A 23,038-nucleotide genomic window follows, 5' to 3' on the forward strand; every position below is an offset into this window, starting at 1 on the left:
AATGAACAAGACCATTCTGAACATGGTCGGAATCGGCTGCATTGCCGCCGGAGTATTAGGTTTGTTTTCATTCGGGACCGAGACGCTGACCACTTCTCAACTCCCGTATTATGAGTATACGATCGAGGCCGGTACCGATTTGGAGCGGGTCGAGCTGCGGGGAGACCGCGGCGATATTGAGGTCAATTGGGTGTTCGACGGGGGGAACAAGATTGAAATCAACGGGCAGGCTCCCGATAAGGTGATATCCAACTTGGGCGAGGCGAAAGTGAGTAATGGAACGCTTGTGCTCGACTATCGAACCAACGGGCCGGAGCAATGGTTTCGGCTTTTCGGAATGAAGGCGCAAAATCAAAACCATGAAATCACGATACATGCGACGGAGACCCATGTACTGGAGCGTCTGAAGGCTGATCTGGCCATGGGGACATTTAAGATTACCGGCGGCCGGGTGGATGAACTGGAGGCGAGCAGCAAGCTCGGGGAAGTGATTGTGAAGCAGCTGCAGGGGAACCGGGTCAAGCTGTCCTCCGATGCCGGCACGGTACTGGCGGAGGACGTGGATGCGGTAATCGATGCCAGTTCCTCTCTCGGACAGGTCAAGCTGCTCTATACGACCCAATCCGTCACGGCCAAGGCGGATGCGGGCAACGTCGTCATCGATCAAAAGGAACCGCACCCGATCAAGGCCAGCAGCAACCTTGGCGCCATCAAAATCTCGGTTTCGCCGAAGTTCGAAGGCATTTATGATTTGCGAACCAATCTGGGGGATATCGACGCGCCGGATTCGAAAATGAAAAGCGATATGGTGATTCAGGCCCGGACGGATCTTGGGGGGATTACCATTGTCGAAAAATAGCTTGTGATCTCGGGAGATGTGATTATAATCGGTTATAAGCGAATGTTCAAGGCGTCGGCGGCCGGATGCGGTTAAAAGACGATTTTTTGAACAACCTCTATAATGAAATCATTTTGCTTTGCGGCATGAAAAGGGGCAATACGATGAAACCGATTCAGAAAGTACTCACATTGGCAGGCTCTGATTCGAGCGGGGGCGCAGGCATTCAGGCCGATTTGAAGACGTTCCAGGAGCGGGGCGTATACGGCATGACCGCCATAACGACGATCGTGACGATGGATCCGGACGATTCCTGGGCGCACCGCGTCTTCCCGATCGGGCTGTCCACGATAGAAGAGCAGTTGAAGACGATCCTGAGCGTAGGCATTCAAGGCATGAAGACGGGAATGCTGGGCTCGATTGATATTATTGAATTGGCCGCGCGGACGATGGAGAAGCATACCATTCCGAACGTGGTCGTAGATCCGGTCATGGTCTGCAAAGGTGCGGATGAAGCTCTTCATCCGGAGACGAATGACGCGCTGCGCGATATTCTCGTGCCGAAGGCGGCCGTCGTTACGCCGAATCTGTTCGAAGCCTCGCAATTGGCTGGCATGGCGCCGATCCGTTCGCTGGACGAGATGAAGGAAGCGGCTGCCCGGATCCATGAGAAGGGCGCGAAGTATGTGCTGGTGAAAGGCGGCTCCAAGATTGGCCTGCCGACCTCGGTGGATGTGCTCTATGACGGCACGGAATTCGAGCTGCTCGAGGCGGAAGTCATCGACACCACCTTCACGCATGGGGCAGGGTGCACGTATTCGGCCGCGATTGCCGCCGAGCTGGCCAAGGGCCATTCGGTTCGCGACAGCGTCCACACGGCGAAGCGGTTCATTACGGCAGCGATACGCCACTCGTTCCGCTTGAACCAGTATGTCGGTCCGGTTCGGCATAATGCCCTTCGCCAGGTTGAGCACGGCGAACAGGAGTAAGATGCCTGTTCAGGTCCTTGCCTAATAGCTGGTCCTGTGCTACAATAATATTGCTGTTTTCATGCAGCTTGACGTTTTCGAAGGTGTTATCGCATTGGAGGTGGAAGTTGTGGAAGTTTTCTTGAAAATATTGCTTGTCATTTTTTCAATCGCTTTGATTGGCATCGTCCTGCTGCAAAAAGGGAAAAGTGCCGGCCTGTCAGGCGCCATCTCCGGCGGTGCGGAACATCTCTTCGGAAAGCAAAAGGCGCGTGGTTTGGAACTGTTCATGCAGCGTGCAACCATCGTAACGGCTGCTGGCTTTATGATTGTGTCGATGATTGTCGCTTATTTGGGAACGAAATAATGGGAATGAGCAAGCGGGGACGTAAGGTCTCCGCTTTTTTGTGTGTGGATTTCGGCCTTCGAGGAGAACGGCTTGAACAAGGCTGCTCATGCAGCTGGCATTGTGGATGGAGCGGATGGAACGAATATGAACGGCAAAAACTGCATGGCACAATTTCCGCCGCTCCGGGAAGACTGGGTATTGAGCCTTCATGTGTAACCGATGAAGGGGCTCTTGAATCTGCTAAATGCAACGGTAGGGAAGGAACGCCGCGACCGCTGATGTTTTCGCATTTATTACGTGTATACGCGGGTATATATTGGTATACTGTTACAAGCAAGGTCATGGCGAGGTGTGAGGTGAGGACATGATAACGGAACAACAGTTGTTGGATTTTATGCGCGAAACCGCTTATAAGCCGATGACCTATCACGAACTGGAGCAGCATTTCGATCTTCAGGATGCTGCCGATTTCAAGGCATTTCTCGTACTGCTTAACCGGCTGGAGGAAGAAGGACAGATTCTCCGCACTCGGTCGGATTGCTACGGCGTTCCCGAGCGAATGAATCTGCTGCGCGGCCGGCTGCAGGCGCATGCGAAGGGTTTTGGATTTTTGATACCGGATGAGACGGGACATCCCGATGTATACATTCATGCCAATGATATGAAGACGGCGATGCACGGCGATATCGTGCTCGTCCGCATCACCAGCAAGGGAACGGACGGAACGCGGATGGAAGGCGAGGTCGTGCGCGTCGTCAAGCGTGCGGTGGAGCAGATTGTCGGCATCTTTGAAAATCATGAATCATACGGCTTCGTTATCCCGGATGACAAGCGGATTAACCGGGATATTTTCGTCGCGCGGGAGCATATGCATGGCGCGGTGACGGGGCAGAAGGTCGTCGTCCGCATCGTTGTCTATCCGGAAGGCCGGGCGGCGGCGCAGGGCGAAGTCATCGAGGTGCTCGGGCATAAGGATGATCCGGGCGTCGATATCTTGTCGATTATTCGCAAGCATCAGCTGCCTGAGGCTTTCCCGGACGAGGTGATGGCGGAAGCGGAGGCGGTTCCGGATGCGATCAGCGAAGAGGAGATCGTTAGCCAGGGACGCCGGGATCTGCGCGGCATGACGATCGTGACGATCGACGGGGAGGACGCGAAGGATCTCGACGACGCGGTCCATGTGGTGAAGCTGCCGAACGGGCACTATGAGCTGGGGGTTCATATTGCCGATGTCGGCTATTATGTCCCGGAAGGCTCGGAGCTGGACCGGGAAGCGTATGCCCGCGGCTGCAGCGTGTACTTGGTGGACCGGGTTATCCCGATGCTGCCGCATCGGCTGTCGAACGGGATCTGCTCGCTTCATCCGCATGTCGATCGGCTTACGCTGTCGTGCGTGATGGAGTTCGACGAGAAGATGAAGCCGGTACGCCATGATATTTTTCCGAGCGTGATCCGGACAGTGGAGCGGATGACATATACGAATGTTCGCAAAATCGTCGAGGGCGAGGATCCCGAGGTGATCGCGCGCTATGCGGAGCTGGAGGACTTCTTTCTGCTCATGAAGGAGCTGGCGCTGAAGCTGCGCAAGCGGCGCATGCAGCGCGGGGCGATTGATTTCGACTTCGAGGAGTCGAAGGTGATTGTGGATGAGCAGGGCAAGGCTGTCGATATCGTGAAGCGGGAGCGCTCGATCGCCGAGCAGATTATCGAGGAATTCATGCTGGCGGCGAACGAGACGGTGGCGGAGCATTTCCATTGGCTGCGCGTGCCGTTCCTGTACCGGATTCACGAGGAGCCGAACGCGGAGAAGCTGTTCCACTTCATGACGTTCGCGGCCAACTTCGGCTATGTCGTGCGCGGTAAAGGCAATTCGGTCCATCCGCGCTCGCTGCAGACGCTGCTCGAGGAGATTGAGGGAACGCGCGAGCAGACGGTGATCAGCACGATGATGCTGCGGTCGATGAAGCAAGCGAAGTATGATGCGGAGAGCACGGGCCACTTCGGGCTGGCCGCCGAGTTCTATACGCATTTTACGTCCCCGATCCGGCGCTATCCGGATCTCGTCATTCATCGCATCATCCGCGAGGTGCTGCAGAACGGCGGGGCGCTGTCCGAGAAGCGTCATGAGTATTTGGAGACGCGCATGCCTGATATTGCGCAGCAGTCGTCGGAGCGCGAGCGGGTGGCTGTCGACGCCGAACGGGATACGGAGGCGCTCAAGAAAGCCGAGTTCATGCTCGACAAAATCGGCGAGGAGTTCGACGGCATCATCAGCAGCGTGACGAGCTTCGGCATGTTCGTCGAGCTGGATAATACGGTGGAAGGCTTGATCCGGCTCAGCGATCTGACGGATGATTATTATCATTTCCACGAGCAGCATATGCTGCTGGTCGGGGAGCGCACGTCGAACATTTTCCGCATTGGCGACGAGGTGCGCATCCGGGTAGGCCGGGTGAATATGGAGGACTACACGATTGATTTTGAACTCGTGAGCAGCTCGCCGCGGTATAGCGACCGGGATGTGCGCGAGTTCGGGTTCGACCTGCGCAAGCGCAGCCGCGGGGGCAAAGGCGCCGAGCGCAGCGGCGGCCGCGGCGCGGGCCGCGAGCGCGGCGGGAAGCGCGCCGCCCGGGGCGAGGAGCGAGGCGGCGGCAACGGCAACGGTCGCCGCGGGCGGCAGAGCGGCCCGGGCGGGCGCGCGGAGGCGGCGCCGAAGCCATGGCGCGGGAGCGGGGTGAGCGCCGGGGCCCAGCCGGCGGATTCGCCGGGGGCCGAGGCGGCGCCGAGCGAGGCGGAGTTGGCCGAGTTGGCGGATTCGTTCGAGGGCGATTGGTATAACCAGGCCGAGTACCGCGAGCTGCAGGGGCAACGCCGGCGAGGCCGCGGGCGGCGCGGGAACGAGCCGCAGGCGAATCCGTATGAGCGCAGCACGGGCACGCGGGCGCGCGGAAAGGGCGGCATTCGCCTCGGAGAAGGCGGCGGCAAGGCGGAGAAGGCCGGTTCGCAGCCGGACGGCGAGAACTGGGTCGATGAACTGATTGAACGGGCCGAAGCGGAAGCGAAGGAGACGAAGCGCCGCTTCGACTTCGGATCCGGACGGGGCGGATACGGCCGGCGCAGCACCGCGCCAAGCGGCGGGAAGAAGGGCCGCAAGAGCACGTCCGAGAGCGGCATTTTCATCGGCGAGCCTGCGGCCCGGGCACGGAAGCAAGCCAGCCAGGCGGGGCGCAAAAAGCGCAAGGCAAGCAGCCAGACCGCCAAGTTCGTACGGAAGAAGCGGTAAGGTATGAGTCGGCCAGGCGGCCCTGCGGGGCCGCTCCTTCGGTCGAGTCTCCATCCAAAATCCCCTTCTGCTGAAAAAGTTTTCTAAATCCATTTGCTATTTATAATTGAATGTGTTATACTTACATTGTTGTTAAATTTGAACCGCTATTCACATATTGAAAAGGGTATCATTTTACACAATGGAACTTTTTTCAATATGTGAATTTTTTTATATCTGATGTAAAAAATGGATCATATTCATTTAATATTTGGAGGTTTGTTTATCCATGCAAACAGGTACAGTAAAATGGTTTAACGCAGAAAAAGGCTTCGGCTTCATCGAAGTCGAAGGCGGCAGCGACGTATTCGTACATTTCAGCGCAATCAATGGTGAAGGCTTCAAGTCCCTGGACGAAGGCCAACGCGTACAATTCGATGTGGTACAAGGCAACCGCGGACCACAAGCTGAAAATGTAACCAAGCTGTAAGTAAAAGCCGGGCTGCTCTGAACGTACGTGAGGGGCAGTTCTTTCTTTTGGTCCGATTATCAAAAGGAGGGGTATCACAATGAATTATCGCAAGAAGCCAGTAGAGGAAATTCCGGTGGAGAACACGCCGATCTGGTCGTGCACGAATGAGGACTGCAACGGCTGGATGCGGGACAATTTTGCTTTTGATCTGGAGCCGACTTGTCCGATGTGCTCCTCTGCCATGGCGCGTGATATGAAAATGCTGCCTTTGCTTGTCAATACGAACGGCGATTCGAAAGCCAAGAGGTAAGACGAATAGCCGGACGCTATCCTCCTCTGTCCTATCAAGGAGCTGACTGACGGTGGGCTTCTTGTACAGCAGGGGATGGTTCCTTTGTTGATGAATCGGAAATCCATGCAGTTGCAGATTGTATGCGAGGGCCTTCCGCTTATGCGGCTGGCCCTTGCTGCGTTGGGTTGAAGCGCTCTCGATCCGTCCCGGTTTCTCTCCATGCGCCTGTGTCGCTTCAATTGTCTCTTCGCCAGAAGCCATGAAATGGTTCGGTCTTGGGCATTCTAAGGAGGCAGGCCCTGGCTCCCGTCCGATGAAAACGGTTCTAATTCGCCGGCATATGGTATAATATACATATTGTTGGGAGAGGAAGGGCAAGGTGATGGCAGATGACTCCTGCGGATATTTCTCTGGTTGATGTGGTGCTTCGCATGGTGCTGGCCGTCGTGCTGGGCGGCTTCATCGGGTTGGAGCGCGAGAAGCGAAGCCAGGCCGCCGGCCTGCGCACGCATATGCTGGTTAGTCTCGGGTCGGCGCTTGTCATGCTGATCTCGGTGTACGGATTTCCCGTTCTCGACGGGCGGGACAAGGCGCAGGTCGATGTGGCCCGGATCGCGGCCCAGGTGGTCAGCGGCGTCGGGTTCCTCGGCGCGGGAACGATTATTCGCAATGGCACCAGCGTGAAGGGGCTGACGACGGCCGCTTCGCTGTGGGTTTCCGCTGCGATCGGGCTCGCCTGCGGCTCGGGCTTCATTACGGCGGCGCTGCTCGGATGCGGGTTATCGCTGGTCGCGCTGTGGGTGTTGAATCAGTATGATATCAAAAACCGGGTCGCTCACCGTCTTCATCTGTTGGAGATTATCGCCGACGAACGGGAAGGCTGGCTCACCGCGATGACGAAGGAAGTCGAGGCTCAGGGCATGTCTGTGCGCAGCTTCCGGATGCATGCCGTGTCCGCTGCACGGGGCAAGATCTGGACTCGATGGCTGCAGCCGGAACGGGAAGAAGCAAGCGCTTCCGAAGAGCCCGATGATGCGGGAGGAAGCGATGAGGAGGAGCCTGATTCTGCGAGTGAGGCGGCCGCTTCCGGCCGCTATGTGCGCATCGAGCTGAAGGTATTGGCCGAGGACATGAAGTCGCTCGCCGCGTGCTCCGAGCTGCTTCTCGCGAAGGAAGGCGTTCGGGATGTGCGGCTTGTGTCCTGAGGTGTTTGTTTTGGTTGCGCGGAGGAATGATTTGTTTTGCGAGTGTCGAAGTTCGGGAATGGCGGCGGTATCGGCTTGAGTCGGATGGGGCTTTTTTGATACAATATAGTTCTAGTCCGATTGCTGTCCTGCCGGCATCTGCGCTTCCTGAAGGAAGGGGTGCGGCGGAGCGGGAAGCCGAATTGGACTCATCACTGTCGTGCGTTGGAGGTCGTCGATCATGGGGAAAAAGACCGATGGCAAGGTATTGGCTCAAAATAAAAAGGCGTCCCATGATTATTTCATTGAGGACACCTATGAGGCCGGCATGGTGCTGACGGGTACCGAGATTAAGTCCCTCCGGCTGGGCAAGGCGAACATCGCCGATGCGTTCGCTACGATTCGGAACGGCGAAGTATTCGTGCACAATATGCACATCAGCCCGTTCGAGCAGGGCAACCGGTTCAATCCGACGGATCCGACCCGGGCGCGCAAGCTGCTGCTTCATAAGGAGCAGATCAGCAAGCTGATCGGCTTGACGAAGCAGGAAGGCTATACGCTGGTGCCGCTTAAAATCTATGTGCGCAACGGCTATGCGAAGCTGCTGATTGGTCTGGGACGCGGGAAGAAGAATTACGACAAGCGCGAAGCGGCCGCCAAGCGCGATGCGCAGCGCGAGATTCAGCGGGCCCTGCGGGAGAAGCAGAAGTATTGAGCGGTGTCGGCAGGATGGACACTATCCAGTCTTCTCCCTCCTTGGCAAGAAGTGAATACCCATTGTGGCCTGATTTATGGTATACTTAATGCATCGGCCGTATCGGTTCCGGTGGAGCTGGGCGGACGATGAAATGCAATGCACCGATGTCTCGACATCTTAATCCGAGACGGACTACCCCTTGGGGTGAAGCCTCGTACGCTTCGCTTCGACTATGGGGGCGTTCTTGGATTCGACGGGGATAGTTCGAGCATGGGTAGCGGGTAGTGGGGACGCGTCCGCTTCAACAACGCTAACGCCAAATTTAAACGGCAAACAACAAACTTCTTACGCATTGGCAGCTTAATAACCTGCTAGCGTGCTTCTACCCTGCATCGCCCATGTGCCGGGATAGGGGCTCAACTTCAGTGGGATACGCCGCGTAGTCTCCGCCTGGGGCTAACGGAAGAAGACAATCAGGCTGACCTGTGAGAGAGCCGGTTACAGGGCGTTCCCGCGGGTGACATCAAAACTGTGACTACACCCGTAGAAGCCTGTGTGGCGTTATCTTCGGACAGGGGTTCGAATCCCCTCGCCTCCACCATCAGGAAAGCCGACCGCGTGAGGTCGGCTTTTTTGCATCTTCATGTCATTAAAAAGTTAGGCAAATTTTTAATGATTTCGCCAATTCCTCAAATGTGAATTTGTGGTTTACCATGTCTAATTGATAGGATTCTTTTGAAGTACAATGAAGGAGCGGGACAGTATAGAGATAACCCCCCACCTTGGAGAATTTGAACAAGTTCTAGAAGAACACTCACAGCGTATTTATTTTGAGGGAAAGAAGCTTGTGAAATATACAAATAAAAAGAATACTTCGAAGAGATGATACACGAAGGAAGGATCGGCCTTTTCGAAGCGTATAATATAATCCCAGTCATTTAAATTTGGGACGAGAGAAGGGCAAAATATTTGAAAAAAATGAAGCTTAGGGACCAAAAAGCTCGTAATATGTGGTAATATGTAGAAAAGGGGGAGAGAGTTTTGAGAAAGACTAGTTTAGGAGTTCTACTTTTGGCACTGTTATTACTGGTTACTGCATGTGGAGGTGCTACGTCTACATCAACAGGAACGCAGAATGCTAATACTTCTGTGAAGGATCAGAGCCCTGCAGAGAACGTAAATAATGAGCAAACAGGTGACGCTGTTACAGCAGAACCGACTAAGGAGCCTGAAGAGCCGAAAGAGGTTGTTTACAAAGTAGGGGACAAGTTCAAATTGGGCAATTGGGAAGTTGTACTGGACTCCTTTGAATTCAATCAAAAAGTCAGTGATGAATACTTTTCTTCTAGTGCGGACGAGGGCAATAAGTTTTTAATTTTAAATTATACGGTTACTAATGAAGGAACGGAAGCAGACAACTTTACATCAATGATTGGCGGAGTCGAAATGAAAGCGATATTTAAGGACAAATATGAGTATAAATATTCGCTCACGATGATAGATAAAGACCTTGGCAAAGAACGTATTAAGCCATTATCTTCAAAAACCGGATTTGTTGTAATGGAAGTTCCTGACACAGTAGTTGAATCAGAAGATGGTTTGATTCTGAAGCTGGCAAAAGATAAGGACAAGGCCACAATTAATTTAAGATAGCTGAAGTTGCCACTGTATGAAAGAAACTGCAAGCGTAAGGGATTTCTCCCTAGGGCTTGCAGTTTTTTTGAGAGTTCTATCGCTTCAAAGAAACCTGCATCCCTCTTTCGTTCACTAGTGAATCTATCATGCTAAGGAAGGGGAACGAGATCTGTAATAGGAATAATTTATCTATCAAATCTGTGAATACACCCGTAGACACCTATGTGGCGTTGCCTTCGGACAGGGGTTCAACTTCCCTCGCCAAAAGCCCGACCTCATACGGTTTGGGCTTTTGTTGTGTCTGGAATTATCGTTATCCCCTACATACTTGTCTGTCGATTCGCGCTTATTCCATAGTATGATTTGGGTATCATCCATATGGCTCCAACTATTTCACTATATATGGAAAATAATGTTGTAAGTGAGCTGGTTCACGTGAAGTCGTGAAGGACTGAAGAAGACAGGAGGTTCGATGGTACGCAGGGAATGGGCGATTTCACCGCGTGGAAGGGAGCTAACGGACAGGCATGCCGTTTTAATAAAGTGTTTCCGGGCGAAAGTCCATTTTTTCTCGACGTGTTTTCTTTAGCTTTTCTTTGACCAACTTAGGTCTCCCTTGACATCCTTGAAATGCATGCTACTATTAAACAGACAGGCAGTCGGTCGGTTATTAAGGGGGTACAAAAATGAGAGTTGTAAAACAAGCGGAGGAACGCAGGAACGAAATACTTGATGCGGCAGACGAGCTTTTCGGCCAGAAGGGCTTTGACGGGACAAGTACAAACGATATTCTTGAGAAGGTCGGAATTGCGCGGGGAACCTTGTATCATCACTTCAAGTCGAAGGAGGATATTATGGACGCGCTGATTGAACGGTATAGTGTCCGTCTTTTGGGTGCGGCGCGGGAAGTTGCCGCAGATAAGAGCATCCCCGTCGTCGAGCGCATTATCCGCGTCGTTATGGCACTAAATATAAGCGGCGGAAGCAGCAACGAGATTATGGAGCACATTCATAAGTCGCAGAACGCGCTTATGCATCAGAAAATACAAACGGTCATCATCAACGGCGTTCCGCCACTACTGACAGAAATCATCCGCGAGGGCATTGAGCAGGGAATGTTCAACACACCGTTTCCGTATGAGTGCATGGAAATGGTTGTGATTTATGCGAATACTGTTTTTGATGATGATATGGTTCAAATGACAGACGACGAGCGCGCTTCTCGCATGCAGGCTTTTGTTTTCAACGTTGAAAGGCTCCTTGGCGCCCAAAGCGGAAGTCTTATGCACGTAGTGCGGATGTTTGGCGACAAAAACGGAGGAAGTCATGAATAATTCTGGAAAGACATTAAGAAGTTTCTTCTTTTGTGGTCGGGGCCGTTTTTTCAGCAATAGGAAGCGGGCTTACGTCGGTCGGGCTTGGGATTTATGTTTTCAAGCAGACGGGAAAGGCATCGGCCATGGCACTTGTAACTGAAATCGGTCAAAAAGCTTGAAAACAGAGGTGACTTATGTACTACAGGATAATCCGCAATGACATGTCAAGGAGCAAAGTAATTACGGTGGCAACCATGATATTCGTGACTGCCGCGGCTATGCTGGTTTCGCTTGCGGCAATCCTTGTCGTCAATCTTGCGGGCGCGCTGGATATGCTTATGACACAGGCGAAAACTCCGCATTTTATGCAGATGCATTCAGGTGATATCAATCCGGTACGGCTGAAGGCTTTTGCGGAGCGGCATCACAATGTCGAAGAATTTCAGGTGCTTGAATTGATTAATATGGACGGATCACAAATTCGGTTTGGCGATCGTTCTCTTGCGAATAGTGTTCAGGACAATGGGCTTAGCATTCAGAGCGAGAAGTTCGATTATCTCCTTGATCTTGACGGTAATGTCATCAACGTATCCGACGGCGAGCTTTATGTTCCAGTAAGTTATATGAGAGATAACATCACTAAGGTCGGCGACCAGGCCGTAATAGGCGGGAAGCAATTTACTGTTGCGGGTTTTCTTCGCGATTCGCAGATGAATTCCATGCTAGCCTCTTCCAAAAGATTTCTGATCAGTAAAAATGATTTCGAGGAGCTAACAAGTGTTGGAAATATAGAGTATCTGATCGAGTTTAGATTAAAAGACGTGTCGAAGCTCAGCGAATTCGAAACGGCTTATGCTTCCGCGGGCCTTGAAGCGAACGGACCCACGGTTACATATCCGCTTTTCAAAACGATGAACGCACTTTCCGACGGGATGATGATTGGGGTAATCTTTCTGGTAAGCGTGCTTGTCGTTGCGGTCGCATTGATGTGCATACGCTTCACACTCCTTGCGAAAATCGAAGACGACTACCGCGAAATCGGCGTGATGAAGGCGATAGGGCTGCGTGTTGCCGACATAAAGAAGATTTATTTGGCCAAATACGCGGCGATTGCGGCAACTGGTTGTCTTCTCGGTTTTGCGCTGTCGTTCGTGTTCAGAGGCATGCTTCTTGAAAATATCCGGCTTTATATGGGGGAAAGCGAAAATTCTTTTCTTGCCTTGTTGTTCGGAATCAGCGGCATATCGCTAGTATTCCTTGCCATCACGGCCTATGTAAGCGGAGTGCTGCGACGCTTTCGGACAATATCAGCCGCCGAAGCCATTCGGTTCGGGGCCTCACGGGAAAAAAACGGGGGCGCGCAGCGTTTGAACCTTAGCGGCAACAGGCTGTTCAACACGAATATGTTTCTCGGTGTCAAGGATGTTCTCGCAAGGAAAAGACTTTACGCTACCATGCTTGCCGTGCTTGTGATGTCGGCATTTATCATCATTGTTCCGCAGAACCTCTACAACACGATTTCCTCGGAAGAATTTATTAAATATATGGGGATAGGCAACAGCGATATACGCATAGACATTCAGCAGACCGACAATATTTCTGAAAAAGCCGCTGAAGTCATAAAAACGATGCGCAGCGATAATGCCATTTCAAAGTATGCCGTGCTTGCGACAAAAACCTTTAATGCAAAGATGGAGGACGGTTCGGAGAAAAGGTTAAAAATTGAGTTTGGCGACCACTCCATATTCCCGGTTGCCTATGCCGAGGGCAGAGCACCCGCCGCGGAAGACGAAATTGCGCTCTCGATTCTTAACGCCGATGAATTGGACAAGAAGGTCGGCGATACCATGATTTTGGTGCTTGAGGGGGAGGAAAAAGATCTTACGGTCAGCGGCATTTATTCCGACATTACCAACGGAGGCAAGACCGCAAAGGCTCTGTTTACCGGCCATTCGGCGGATATGATGTGGTATGTGATCTCTGCGGAGCTGGCGGACCCCTCTCTTATCGACAGCAAGGTTTCGGAATATGCGGCCAGGTTTGATTACGCCAAGGTCTCGGACATTGAAGAATATATTGCGCAGACATACGGCTCGACAATAAGCTCTGTCGGAAAGGCCTCCAATTCTGCACTTGTTGTCGCCCTGGTTATCACGGTGTTAGTAACCTTTTTGTTTATGAACATGCTCGTCGCAAAGGACAGATATTCCATTGCCGTTATGAAAGCGTTCGGTTTTACAAACTCGGATATTCAGGCGCAGTACATAACGCGTTCGACATTCGTTCTAGTTATTGGAGTCATTCTCGGTACGCTTCTGGCTAACACGCTCGGAGAGAGGCTTGCGGGCGCGGTGATCTCCTCCTTTGGGGCGTCGGCATTTCAGTTTACGGTCAATCCGCTTGCTGCGTATTTTTTTAGTCCGCTGTTGCTGGTAGGCTCGGTTCTTATCGCGACGATCATCGGGACATTGCGTGCAGGGCAAATCAAAATTTCCGAAAACATAAAGGGGTAGGCAGATGAAGAAGATCGTTGTCGGTGATCAAATCATAAAATCCTTCGGCGAGGGTAATGAAAAGCGCAATGTTCTCGTCGGTGTGTCCGTTGAAATACACGAGGGCGAGTTCGTGGCGGTGATGGGTCCTTCGGGCTCGGGAAAATCAACGCTGATGTTTGCACTGAGCGGGATGGATGGCGTTCAGGGCGGAAAAGTCATGGTCGACGGAAGGGATTTAGCGGAGATGGGGGAGAATGAGCTGGCAGATTTACGCAGAACCAAAATGGGATTTGTGTTCCAACAGCCGACGATGCTGAAAAGTCTGAATATCCTCGACAACATCATTCTTCCGTCCCTGCGGGGCAACCGGAAAAACGCCGTGAAAATAACGCAAAAGGCAAGAGCGCTTATGAAAAGGACAGGCATCGCGGAGCTGGAAAAGCGCGGCATTACACAGGTGTCGGGAGGTCAGCTTCAGCGTGCGGGAATATGCCGGGCGCTTATGAACAGCCCGAGAATCATCTTCGGGGATGAGCCTACGGGCGCGCTCAACTCCCAATCCGCGCAGGAGATCATGGACCTATTTTCCGAAATCAACGCGGAGGGTACGGCGGTTATGCTTGTCACTCATGACGCCAAGGTTGCGGCCCGGACGGAGCGTATTATGTTTATGCGCGACGGAACCATCGCAAGCGAACTGAAGCTTTCGAAGTTCAACGGGACGGATATGGATGGCAGGATCGAGAAAGTAAGGGTGAAAATGAGGGAAATCGGAATATGATTTGTTGTTTTGAAAAGCAAATGAAGTAACTATTGTCGTTGCAGACGTTGAGACCCTATATCTTGCGAGTACTTCTCGAAGACGACCTTGAATCGGTCGCAGGAATGTTTCGTGCCTAGTTGTAATGATCCGAGAATTTTCTAAGGCGTAACTCTTCGCCTCCGCCATTACTATCAGAAAAGCGACCGTGATAGGTCGTTTTTTGCGTTATAAGCCCTTGAACCTCTATCTACGAATGCCATCTGGGAAAACCTGCGGCGTATAGTTAACTTATCGCAATTTGTCAAGATTGTTATAATAAGAGTATGTTTTTAGTTCTTTGTTTACCATCAGAGAAGATAAATATTTCAATCACCTTTGTATCCAGTGTCATTAACAGCTAGTCCAATAAAGAGAAAGCAGGTGAACAAAATGAAGCTGACGGAAATTGAAAATACGATAGATCCAAATGTTTTAGAGCGAGGAGAAACGTACTGGGAAAATGGTCATATCGTTGCTTTTCGTGAAGTGAAGCCCCGGGTTTACCACGCCGAGGTGGAGGGGGTCGTGTTTTACAATGTCGAAATTAAGCTTAGTTCGCGCGGGAAGGTCGTCCATACATTCTGTGATTGCCCCTATGACAAAGGCCCCATTTGTAAGCATGTCACAGCTGTCCTTTTGGAAATCAGACATGCCTCCCCAAAAAAGGAGGCGGAATCTGATTCTAAAGGCAAGTCTGCAAATAAAAAGAGTATGGCTGACCATTTGTCCAAGCTCAGTAAGGACGAGTTGATCGCGCTTCTTGTCCATTTCTCTAACGAAATCACGGAAGTAGAGCAAGCGCTCTCACTGAAATTTATAGACACCGGTGAAAAGGAAAGTGTAAACCATTTTAAAAAAATAATTCGTAACTCTATTAAGCAAAACTCTGATCGTTCTGGCTTTGTTGCTTATCCGAATGTTCCCAAGGCTGTCACGGGTGCCGAACAAATACTGAAGAAGGCGGAGGAAGCGCTGGATACAGGAAATTACGTTCGTGCCGCTGAAATTAATTTTTGCGTTATGCATGAGATGGGAGATTTGCTGCAGATGTGTGATGATTCCGGCGGAGTCGTCGGAGGTCTAATTCAGGAATGTTTAGACAATATTCATCGTATATCCGTTCAACTAGAAAATAGCTCTTCTAAGGATAGAGCCGTCCTATTTCAACGAGTTCTCAAAGAGGTGCTCCATCCGAACACAAAGGGCTGGAATGAGTGGCAATTGTCTCTTCTGGAAAGTGCAAGTTATTTGATGGCCACTTCTGCGGAAAAGGATTTATGGGGTGAGTTGATCGCTAAATTAGAGGCGCATGAAAAAAGTCAATCCTTCTCCGGTACTTTTTTTACAGAGCATGCAGCTATACTTCGATACCAAGTCATTCAGAAGTTTGAAGGTGACAGTGTAGCATTGCAATTTTTACTAGACCACCTCGACAATCCGCACTTTCGCAAAATGGCGATTGAAGATGCTATCAAGAGACAGGAATTCGATCGAGCGCTGGAGCTTGCCGAGCAAGGAGTACAACAAGACGCTGAAAAAGGCTACCGCGGTCTTGTTAAACAATGGGAGGAGTATCGGTTCGAAATTTATGGGCATACTCGTCAAGTGGATCTTCAAAAGAAGCTTGCAGAGGAATTCGCAGTGTCAGGGGATTATCAGTATTATATGATGTTGAAAGAATTATACAGCAGAGATGAATGGAAAGAGGCATATGAGAGGTTATTAGCCAAATTGGAAGACGAATACAACAGGAATTGGCGAACGGAGTCCTTATACACCCGAGTGCTTATTGAAGAGAAGGAAACGGAGAAACTACTGAATTATGTTCGTAAGAACAAGCGAACGGTACTGGACTACTATCCTTACCTCGTAAGTAAATATGCAGAAGAGGTCTTTATTTTATTTACACAAACCATATCAGAGGAAATCGCCCGCGCTTCCAATCGCAAACAATATCAGAAAGGATGCAGAATGATTCGTGACCTCATCAAAGCAGGCGGAGCAGCCCATGCGGAAAAGGTTATTGACCAGTTATGCACCGCTTATAGCAATCGGCCTGCTCTTATCGATGAGCTGCGAAAGATTAGACGAATCTGATTCGGGGGATATCCAATGTGGTTACACCCGTGGGGGCCGGATATGTCGGAAGGATAATCAAGTTGATAATACCCGCCAAATTGACCGTAACCATACGGGTCGTAACCGCAAGGAGCGTAATTGGATTGACCGAAATCGTATTGATACATTGATATTTTCCTTTCTTGTAACTATTTTGCATTACATTATGTTGGGGATTCGCCTATGGTACTTACAGCACCGCCTATTTTGGGCATTCATACACTTTCGATAAGGGAACAGAATCGGCGGCAGCGTAATATCCGGTTAACTTATATTATTTATGGTTAATCAGATTAAATATCTGCGTGAAGCCACCATCGAAGCCATGAAACAATCGTTAGTCTAGCCAGCCGAGAGCAGATAGTCGTCTGCTTCAGGGTAAATTTTCGAACGGGTGTTCCAATCCCCCGTCCCCACCATGAAAAACCCGACTGCATGAGGTCGGGTTTTTGCTTTACTCCTTCGTATTTTCCGTTATAATGTGATTAAGTTGAGGATGCGTATCCAACATTATTTGAGAAAGCAGCTGCGTTGGTTGATTCTTTGGCTAAAAACCATTGCTTTCACAATGGCAATAAACGAACGGCTTATTTATCTGTAAAATCATTCCTTAAAATTAATGGCTATCATCTAAAAATGGAACGGGAATTTGCAGTGAATTTCATGGTGGACATTGAGAATGGAAAATATTCCATTGCAGAAATGGCTCAAATTTTTGCAGAACATTGCATCAAAATGTAAGATGTGGCGGCGGGGATATCTAGCTGTTTATTTGACGATTGCGGAAGCAACGCAGACCTGTATTCTTAATATCATTAAAGGCCGGCTGTACCCGGATAGAAAAATGACGAACCGTCAACTGCGTCCCACTAACGCTTTTGGCGGTTTTTTGCGTCTGCCCGCGCGGCAATTTCCCCGAAATGAAACCTCCCACCTCATTTTCCTGTATTATAAGATAAGATGGAATCTATTCGAGGGGGAGCGCAGCATGGGAATCTTGTCGAGGTTCAGGGATATTATGGCAAGCAATGTGAATGCTTTATTGGATAAGGCGGAAGACCCGGAGAAGATGATTGATCAGTACATGCGAAGCTTGCACCAGGACCTGGGCAAGGTGAAGGCGGAGACGGCTTCGGTGCTGGCGGACGAGGGCAGGGCCCGCAGGGCGTTGGATGAATGCAATGCCGAGATCCGCAAGCTGCAGCGTTATGCGGAGAAGTCCGTGGAAGCCGGCAGGGAAGAGGATGCGCTCAAGTTCCTCGAGAGGAAGGCAGCGCTGGCAGGGGAGCAAAGTGAATTGCAAACCGCCTATGAATCGGCTGCGGCCAACGCCGCAAAAATGAAGCAAATGCAGGAGAAGCTGGTATCGGATATCGGCCGGCTGGAAGCGCGGCATGCGGAGCTGAAAGGCAAGCTGGCGGCTGCCAAAATGAATTCCGGCGGCTCTTCCCCGGGCGATGTCAATGCCTCGTTCGATGCCCTGGAGGAGAAGGCGAATCGCGCTCTCGATGAAGCGATGGCTCTGGCCGAGCTTCGGGCAGGAGCGAAGGAAGACGATCTGGATGACCTGATTGCGCAATTGGAGAAGGATATGCACAAGAATGCAAATCCGTCCACCAATGCGGAAGATGAATTGGCTGCACTCAAACAGAAACTGAACAAGAAGGAATAAGGGCTTCTTTGTAATAGGGGTGAGCAGATGCCGGTTATCGAATATAAATGCCCGAATTGCGGCAGCGGGATGGAGTTCAATGCGGAAACGGGAATGCTAGCCTGCCGCAGCTGCGGAAGGGAAGACAATATCGAGCAACTTCCCGATCCTTTGACGAAGCAAGTGTTCTCGGAAGAAGATAAGACCAAGGAATACCACTGCAATAGCTGCGGAGCCGTCATTATGACCGATGCGGAGACGAGCGCAACGAACTGCAGCTTCTGCGGATCGGCCGTCGTGCTCGGGGATCGGCTGACCGGGGAACTGGCCCCGGCGAAGATTATTCCGTTTTCCATCAGCAAGGAACAAGCGATGAAGGCCTTCCGCAAATGGTGCCGAGGCGGTCTGGTCACGCCACGCGGGTTCATGACGGCGGATCGAATCAAAGGAATCACCGGGTTGTATGTGCCCTTCTGGCTGTATGATCTCCATAATGAAGTTGAGGCATATGCCCGCGCCACGAGAGTAAGCACGTATACTTCAGGAGATTACGAGTATACCAAAACCGATTATTATGACATCTACCGGGAAATCCATCTTGATTATGTAAGGGTGCCGATTGACGCATCGAAGAAAATGAATGATGAAGTGATGGATAAACTGGAGCCATTTCCATATGAGAAGCTGGAAAGCTTCAAAACGCCGTATCTGGCCGGCTACATTGCCGAAAAGTACAGCTATAACGAGGAACAACTCTATCCCCGGGTAAAACATAAGGTCGAAGAATACATTCACTCTTATATCAGGTCTACGGTGTCGGGTTATACGACCGTGACCTATACCGATGTCGACATTGATACCGAGTTGGAGCGTGCCGATTATGTCCTGCTTCCGGTATGGATGGTGAACTACGACTACAATAAAAAGGAGTATACGTTTGCCATGAACGGCCAGACGGGCAAGGTGGTCGGCAAGCCTCCGATTAGCAAAGGGAAAGTGGCCGCCTGGTTTGCGGGAATTTCGGCCGCCTCCTTTCTCATCATGCACGCGGTGTCCTCCTGGATTTTGGGAGGTGGATTCTGGTGACAAGGAAAAGAGCGATTCTTGCCTTCCTGTTCTTCTTCCTTATGATGGCCGCTATTCCGATGGAGATTATTGCGGGCGAAGCGGCTGTAACGAAGGAAAAGCAGTTGATTTTCGATATGGCGGAGCTGCTTACTTCGCAGGAGGTTAAAGAGCTGAACGCGTTGGCGAATCAATACGGAGCCGAGCGGGAAACGGACTTTCTTATTGTGACGATCAGCGGTCCGGACGCTTATGACGTGAAGGAAATGACGCAGGATTTCTACGATAATTATGGACCCGGCTACGATAAGCCGCATGGCAATGCCGCCATCTTGATGGTGGACATGACGAATCGGGAAGTGTACCTGGCCGGATTTTATAAAGCGAAGACCTATCTGGATGATGACAGACTGGACAATATACGAAGAAAGATATCCTCAGATATGTCAGATGGCGAATACAAGCTTGCCTTTGAAAAATATATCCGATTGGCGCATAAATATATGGGATTCCGCCCAGGGGTGAATCCGGACAATCTCTTTTTCAATACGTGGTTGCAATTGGGCATCGCGGTGCTTATCGGAGGGGGCATCGTTACTTTGATGGTTCATCATTCCGGGGGCCGGGTTACGGTCAATTCCCGGACCTACGAGAACGCCAGCACTTCAGGCGTCGTCGCTCATGAGGACAGGTACCTTCATACCAGCACGACGAGACGGAAGATCGAACGGAGCAGCAGCAGCGGCTCCAGCGGCGGAGGCGGAGGGACCACATCAGGGGGCCATTCGCATAGCGGCAGCAGAGGATCATTTTAGAGAATTAGCGAAAGGACGGGATGAGGATGGGATTCTTCAGAAATCAATTTGCGAATGTGGTCGAGTGGGAAGAATTTCGGGACGATATGATTTTTTGGAAATGGAGCAACCGGGAGATTAAAAAGGGCTCCAAGCTAATTATCCGCGCCGGGCAAGACGCGATTTTCGTAAATAACGGCAAGATCGAAGGAATTTTCAAGGATGAAGGGGAATACAGCATTGATTCGGATATCATCCCGTTCCTGTCCACGTTAAAAGGGTTCAAATTCGGCTTCAACAGCGGGATGAGGGTGGAAGTCCTGTTCGTGAACACGAAGGAGTTCACCGTCCGCTGGGGAACGCAGAACCCGGTTCTGATCCCGTCTCCGCAGCTTCCGGGCGGGATGCCTATTCGCGCCAACGGGACGTTCAATTTTAAAGTGAACGACTATATGACGCTGATTGATAAGGTGGCCGGGATGAAGGACAGCTACCTGGTGGAGGATGTGAAAATCCGGATTACTTCCGTGCTCGATCAACTGCTGATGAAATGGATCAGCCGGGAAGGAAAGGACATGTTCAACCTGCAGGCGAATGCGTCCGATATTGCCGCAGGCATCCGCGAGGATCTGGATATGCAAGTGATGGACAACGGGCTGACGATTACCGGCTTTCAAGTGATGAGCTTCAATTACCCGCAAGAAATTCAAGAGATGATTACGAAGACGGCTTCCCATGAGATGATCGGCAATCTGCAGAAGTACCAGCAGGTGTCGATGACGGACGGCATTGCCTCCGGCCGCGTCAAAGGCGGCGGCGCCGCTTCGGATATGGCTGGGATGATGATGGGGATGAACATCGCCAATGAAATGATGAAAAATATGAACCAAAACCAAAAGCCTGCGGCCGAGACGGCGCCTGCCGCTTCCTCCCCTGCGGAAGGCAATAAAAAGCCGAACTTCTGTCCCGACTGCGGCACCAAAAACGAAGGAGCCAACTTTTGCCCGAATTGCGGCCACAAGCTCAACTGACCCGGGCCATCCGAAAGCCGACCGTGCAAGGTCGGCTTTTTTAGGCTTTGGTGCCGCCAAAACAGACTACAGTTCATCCGCAAGGCCTAACAAGGCGATGCCTGCAATGACCAGGACAATAATCGCGTATTGCTTCTTGTTCAGCCGCTCCTGGAGGAAGATTCGGGACAGGATGACCGAAAAAATGCTGTAGGACGCAATCAGGGGCGCCGCAATGATAGCGTTGCTCGACATGGCGAATACATAGAAGAACTGCCCCGTTGTCTCAAACAAAGCGGCATAGCCTTTTACGCGTTCTTGGAATAGGCGGAACGGCTGTTTTTTAATAAATCTAAGATAGGTAAAGGCCAGCACGGCGCAAATGAAAAAGGTGTATTCATAGGCGAGCAGAGCGGCGTCTTCGCTGATTAGACTCAGCTCATCCAAATAAATCCCGTCGGCAAACGTCCCGAGCCCGTCGATGATGCAGTACAGAATCGGAAAGGTGATGGCCATGAAGCCGATTTGATACTTCTGATCGATGAGGATTGCGCTGTTCTGAAGCGCCTCGCGTTCCGCCCGCTTTTCCAAAATGGCGATGCCAATCACGCCGGCCGTAATCATGGTTATGCCTAACACTTCTAGGATGCTCAACTCGTGGGTGAAGAAAATAAACAAAAGGATGGCGGTGACGGCTCCTGACGAATTTTGCACGGGAGATGCGATGGACAACTCCATATATCTCAAGCCAATATACCCGATCGTCATCGACAAAATGTACAGCGCGGATACCGGCAAATAGCGAACGAGATCGATCGGATCAAAGTGGAGTCCTTGGATGAACAGATAGGCCGTAGCGTGCATCCCCATAACCAAGCCGACCATAATGACGATTTTGATATGGCTGAACCGATCATGAGGGTCGCTGCCTTTTTTATAAAAGAGATCAGCGCCTCCCCAAGCAAGTGCGGTTACGACCGCAAACAAAAACCACATGATTCGCTCTCCTTGTTACATATTTCACATATAGTATAAGCTATCTCATTATAAAGACTTCGCCAGGAATGTCAAGAGCAAGTGATTGCAATTCGGGTCAAATATACAGTTCCTCTTGCTTGCTATGATGACAAGGAAAGGAGGAGGCCTTCGTGTACGAATGGAATGAAATGGTCCAGCTCATGATCGATTGGATCGACAAGGAGATTACAACCGCGCCTTCGTTGATGGAGATGTCCAGGCAGCTCGGATATTCGCCCTATTATTGTACAAAGCAATTTCATGCGTTAACGGGAATGACGCTGCGGGATTACGTCTGGATGCGCAGAATTAGCCGCGCCGCGCTGGAGCTTCGCGATACGGAGGAGCGTATTTTGGACATCGCCGTGAAGTATGGTTTTTCATCGCAGGAGGCGTTTACGCGGGCCTTTGTGAAAGCTTTTCAAGTCACTCCCTCGGCTTACCGCAAAAGTCCGGGACCGATTCCATTAGCCGTTCGAGCCGAAGTGTTCTCCCCTTACCATTATGTAATCAAGGAGCGAGGCAGAATGAAAGAGGTACAGGTGCAGGAGACAGAAGTCAAGGTGGAGTTTATACCGGCGCATAAGTTTATCGGAATTTGGGACAGTTCGGCACAGAACTACGGCCAATTCTGGAGCAATGGGCATGATTGCGATGACATTTGCGGGATTCTGGAGAGCCTGTCTCATCATACGCTGTCTGGGCAATTGAGCCAGACGGCGGGATGGTTTTACGAAAACGGGCGGAAGGGGTATTTCTACGGCATCCCTGTTCCTCATTATTATAAGGGGGACATTCCGGAGGGAATGGAGTGCCGGGACATCCCGGAGTCCGAGTATCTCGTTTTCTTTCATCCCCCTTTTGACTATTTGAAGGGCAACGGCGAGGTCATGAGCAAGGTGGAGCTGGCGGCGTGGAGCTTCGACCCTGCGGGAATGGGTTATGAATGGGATGAAGAGACAAAGCAGGACTATCAGCGTCATTTCCCGGAGGGTTACGGTTATGCCGTGCTGCGTCCGGTGAAGAAGCGCAACTAAATCATGGAAGCGAGAACCGGCAGACCAAGACTGCCG

At 51.1% G+C, this 23,038-nt stretch carries 20 protein-coding genes and 1 other RNA gene; 20 read left to right on the forward strand and 1 reads right to left on the reverse strand.

The window, feature by feature from the left end; genetic code table 11:
- The first annotated feature begins 1 nt into the window (after position 1).
- The 19 genes from L6439_RS00280 (at position 2) to L6439_RS00370 (ending at position 20,969) form a co-directional block, all read left to right on the forward strand.
- Positions 2 to 859, forward strand: a complete 858-nt coding sequence (locus L6439_RS00280) for a DUF4097 family beta strand repeat-containing protein (RefSeq protein WP_213468516.1) — start codon at positions 2 to 4, stop codon at positions 857 to 859.
- Between the two features lie 143 nt (positions 860 to 1,002).
- Positions 1,003 to 1,827, forward strand: a complete 825-nt coding sequence (gene pdxK / locus L6439_RS00285) for a pyridoxine/pyridoxal/pyridoxamine kinase (RefSeq protein ID WP_168182515.1) — start codon at positions 1,003 to 1,005, stop codon at positions 1,825 to 1,827.
- 109 nt (positions 1,828 to 1,936) lie between these two features.
- Positions 1,937 to 2,173, forward strand: a complete 237-nt coding sequence (gene secG / locus L6439_RS00290; protein WP_168182537.1) for a preprotein translocase subunit SecG — start codon at positions 1,937 to 1,939, stop codon at positions 2,171 to 2,173.
- Between the two features lie 346 nt (positions 2,174 to 2,519).
- Complete coding sequence (gene rnr, locus L6439_RS00295; RefSeq protein ID WP_213468517.1) at positions 2,520 to 5,438, forward strand: ribonuclease R; 2,919 nt, start codon at positions 2,520 to 2,522, stop codon at positions 5,436 to 5,438.
- 268 nt (positions 5,439 to 5,706) lie between these two features.
- Positions 5,707 to 5,907 (forward strand): cold-shock protein, encoded by a 201-nt coding sequence (locus L6439_RS00300; RefSeq protein ID WP_168180847.1) that lies wholly within the window; start codon positions 5,707 to 5,709, stop codon positions 5,905 to 5,907.
- Between the two features lie 79 nt (positions 5,908 to 5,986).
- The gene (locus tag L6439_RS00305; protein ID WP_168180846.1) at positions 5,987 to 6,199 is read left to right on the forward strand and encodes a cold-shock protein; all 213 of its coding nucleotides are present in this window, start codon (positions 5,987 to 5,989) and stop codon (positions 6,197 to 6,199) included.
- 371 nt (positions 6,200 to 6,570) lie between these two features.
- A complete protein-coding gene (locus tag L6439_RS00310; protein WP_168180845.1) occupies positions 6,571 to 7,386 on the forward strand; it encodes an MgtC/SapB family protein in 816 nt (271 codons plus the stop codon).
- A gap of 220 nt (positions 7,387 to 7,606) precedes the next feature.
- Complete coding sequence (gene smpB / locus L6439_RS00315; protein WP_168180844.1) at positions 7,607 to 8,080, forward strand: SsrA-binding protein SmpB; 474 nt, start codon at positions 7,607 to 7,609, stop codon at positions 8,078 to 8,080.
- Between the two features lie 216 nt (positions 8,081 to 8,296).
- Positions 8,297 to 8,663: a transfer-messenger RNA gene (ssrA, locus tag L6439_RS00320) on the forward strand.
- Positions 8,664 to 9,133: 470 nt separating this feature from the next.
- On the forward strand, positions 9,134 to 9,715 hold the full coding sequence (locus tag L6439_RS00325; protein WP_237096690.1) for a DUF4352 domain-containing protein: 582 nt from the start codon (positions 9,134 to 9,136) through the stop codon (positions 9,713 to 9,715).
- Between the two features lie 668 nt (positions 9,716 to 10,383).
- Positions 10,384 to 11,031: a TetR/AcrR family transcriptional regulator gene (locus tag L6439_RS00330; RefSeq protein ID WP_213468519.1), complete on the forward strand. Its 648-nt coding sequence runs from the start codon at positions 10,384 to 10,386 to the stop codon at positions 11,029 to 11,031.
- A 176-nt stretch (positions 11,032 to 11,207) separates the two neighbouring features.
- On the forward strand, positions 11,208 to 13,526 hold the full coding sequence (locus tag L6439_RS00335) for an ABC transporter permease (RefSeq protein WP_213468520.1): 2,319 nt from the start codon (positions 11,208 to 11,210) through the stop codon (positions 13,524 to 13,526).
- Positions 13,527 to 13,530: 4 nt separating this feature from the next.
- Positions 13,531 to 14,289, forward strand: coding sequence for an ABC transporter ATP-binding protein (locus L6439_RS00340; protein WP_213468521.1), 759 nt, complete (start codon positions 13,531 to 13,533; stop codon positions 14,287 to 14,289).
- 411 nt (positions 14,290 to 14,700) lie between these two features.
- On the forward strand, positions 14,701 to 16,407 hold the full coding sequence (locus tag L6439_RS00345; protein WP_213468522.1) for an SWIM zinc finger family protein: 1,707 nt from the start codon (positions 14,701 to 14,703) through the stop codon (positions 16,405 to 16,407).
- Positions 16,408 to 16,971: 564 nt separating this feature from the next.
- Complete coding sequence (locus tag L6439_RS00350; protein WP_237096878.1) at positions 16,972 to 17,169, forward strand: type II toxin-antitoxin system death-on-curing family toxin; 198 nt, start codon at positions 16,972 to 16,974, stop codon at positions 17,167 to 17,169.
- Positions 17,170 to 17,416: 247 nt separating this feature from the next.
- Positions 17,417 to 18,100 carry a PspA/IM30 family protein gene (locus tag L6439_RS00355; RefSeq protein ID WP_213468523.1) on the forward strand — a complete coding sequence of 228 codons (684 nt, stop codon included), beginning with the start codon at positions 17,417 to 17,419 and terminating at the stop codon, positions 18,098 to 18,100.
- Between the two features lie 27 nt (positions 18,101 to 18,127).
- Positions 18,128 to 19,165 (forward strand): TFIIB-type zinc ribbon-containing protein, encoded by a 1,038-nt coding sequence (locus tag L6439_RS00360; RefSeq protein ID WP_168180833.1) that lies wholly within the window; start codon positions 18,128 to 18,130, stop codon positions 19,163 to 19,165.
- A complete protein-coding gene (locus L6439_RS00365) occupies positions 19,162 to 19,959 on the forward strand; it encodes a TPM domain-containing protein (protein WP_213468524.1) in 798 nt (265 codons plus the stop codon). Before L6439_RS00360 ends, L6439_RS00365 begins: the two co-directional genes overlap by 4 nt.
- 26 nt (positions 19,960 to 19,985) lie before the next feature.
- Positions 19,986 to 20,969: an SPFH domain-containing protein gene (locus tag L6439_RS00370; RefSeq protein WP_213468525.1), complete on the forward strand. Its 984-nt coding sequence runs from the start codon at positions 19,986 to 19,988 to the stop codon at positions 20,967 to 20,969.
- Positions 20,970 to 21,035: 66 nt separating this feature from the next.
- On the opposite strand, the gene L6439_RS00375 is transcribed toward L6439_RS00370, so the two are convergent.
- The gene (locus L6439_RS00375) at positions 21,036 to 21,944 is read right to left on the reverse strand and encodes a DMT family transporter (RefSeq protein ID WP_168180830.1); all 909 of its coding nucleotides are present in this window, start codon (positions 21,942 to 21,944) and stop codon (positions 21,036 to 21,038) included.
- 152 nt (positions 21,945 to 22,096) lie between these two features.
- Between L6439_RS00375 and L6439_RS00380 the strand changes: the two genes are divergently transcribed.
- The gene (locus L6439_RS00380) at positions 22,097 to 23,002 is read left to right on the forward strand and encodes a helix-turn-helix transcriptional regulator (RefSeq protein ID WP_213468526.1); all 906 of its coding nucleotides are present in this window, start codon (positions 22,097 to 22,099) and stop codon (positions 23,000 to 23,002) included.
- The last annotated feature ends 36 nt before the right edge of the window (positions 23,003 to 23,038 follow it).

This window comes from Paenibacillus dendritiformis (assembly GCF_021654795.1).
Lineage (GTDB): Bacteria > Bacillota > Bacilli > Paenibacillales > Paenibacillaceae > Paenibacillus_B.

Coding starts and splice junctions, on each gene's coding strand:
- L6439_RS00280 (WP_213468516.1), top strand. CDS start 2: ATGAACAAGACCATTCTGAACATGGTCGGAATCGGCTGCATTGCCGCC.
- pdxK (WP_168182515.1), top strand. CDS start 1,003: ATGAAACCGATTCAGAAAGTACTCACATTGGCAGGCTCTGATTCGAGC.
- rnr (WP_213468517.1), top strand. CDS start 2,520: ATGATAACGGAACAACAGTTGTTGGATTTTATGCGCGAAACCGCTTAT.
- L6439_RS00300 (WP_168180847.1), top strand. CDS start 5,707: ATGCAAACAGGTACAGTAAAATGGTTTAACGCAGAAAAAGGCTTCGGC.
- L6439_RS00305 (WP_168180846.1), top strand. CDS start 5,987: ATGAATTATCGCAAGAAGCCAGTAGAGGAAATTCCGGTGGAGAACACG.
- L6439_RS00310 (WP_168180845.1), top strand. CDS start 6,571: ATGACTCCTGCGGATATTTCTCTGGTTGATGTGGTGCTTCGCATGGTG.
- smpB (WP_168180844.1), top strand. CDS start 7,607: ATGGGGAAAAAGACCGATGGCAAGGTATTGGCTCAAAATAAAAAGGCG.
- L6439_RS00330 (WP_213468519.1), top strand. CDS start 10,384: ATGAGAGTTGTAAAACAAGCGGAGGAACGCAGGAACGAAATACTTGAT.
- L6439_RS00335 (WP_213468520.1), top strand. CDS start 11,208: ATGTACTACAGGATAATCCGCAATGACATGTCAAGGAGCAAAGTAATT.
- L6439_RS00340 (WP_213468521.1), top strand. CDS start 13,531: ATGAAGAAGATCGTTGTCGGTGATCAAATCATAAAATCCTTCGGCGAG.
- L6439_RS00345 (WP_213468522.1), top strand. CDS start 14,701: ATGAAGCTGACGGAAATTGAAAATACGATAGATCCAAATGTTTTAGAG.
- L6439_RS00355 (WP_213468523.1), top strand. CDS start 17,417: ATGGGAATCTTGTCGAGGTTCAGGGATATTATGGCAAGCAATGTGAAT.
- L6439_RS00360 (WP_168180833.1), top strand. CDS start 18,128: ATGCCGGTTATCGAATATAAATGCCCGAATTGCGGCAGCGGGATGGAG.
- L6439_RS00370 (WP_213468525.1), top strand. CDS start 19,986: ATGGGATTCTTCAGAAATCAATTTGCGAATGTGGTCGAGTGGGAAGAA.
- L6439_RS00375 (WP_168180830.1), bottom strand. CDS start 21,944: ATGTGGTTTTTGTTTGCGGTCGTAACCGCACTTGCTTGGGGAGGCGCT.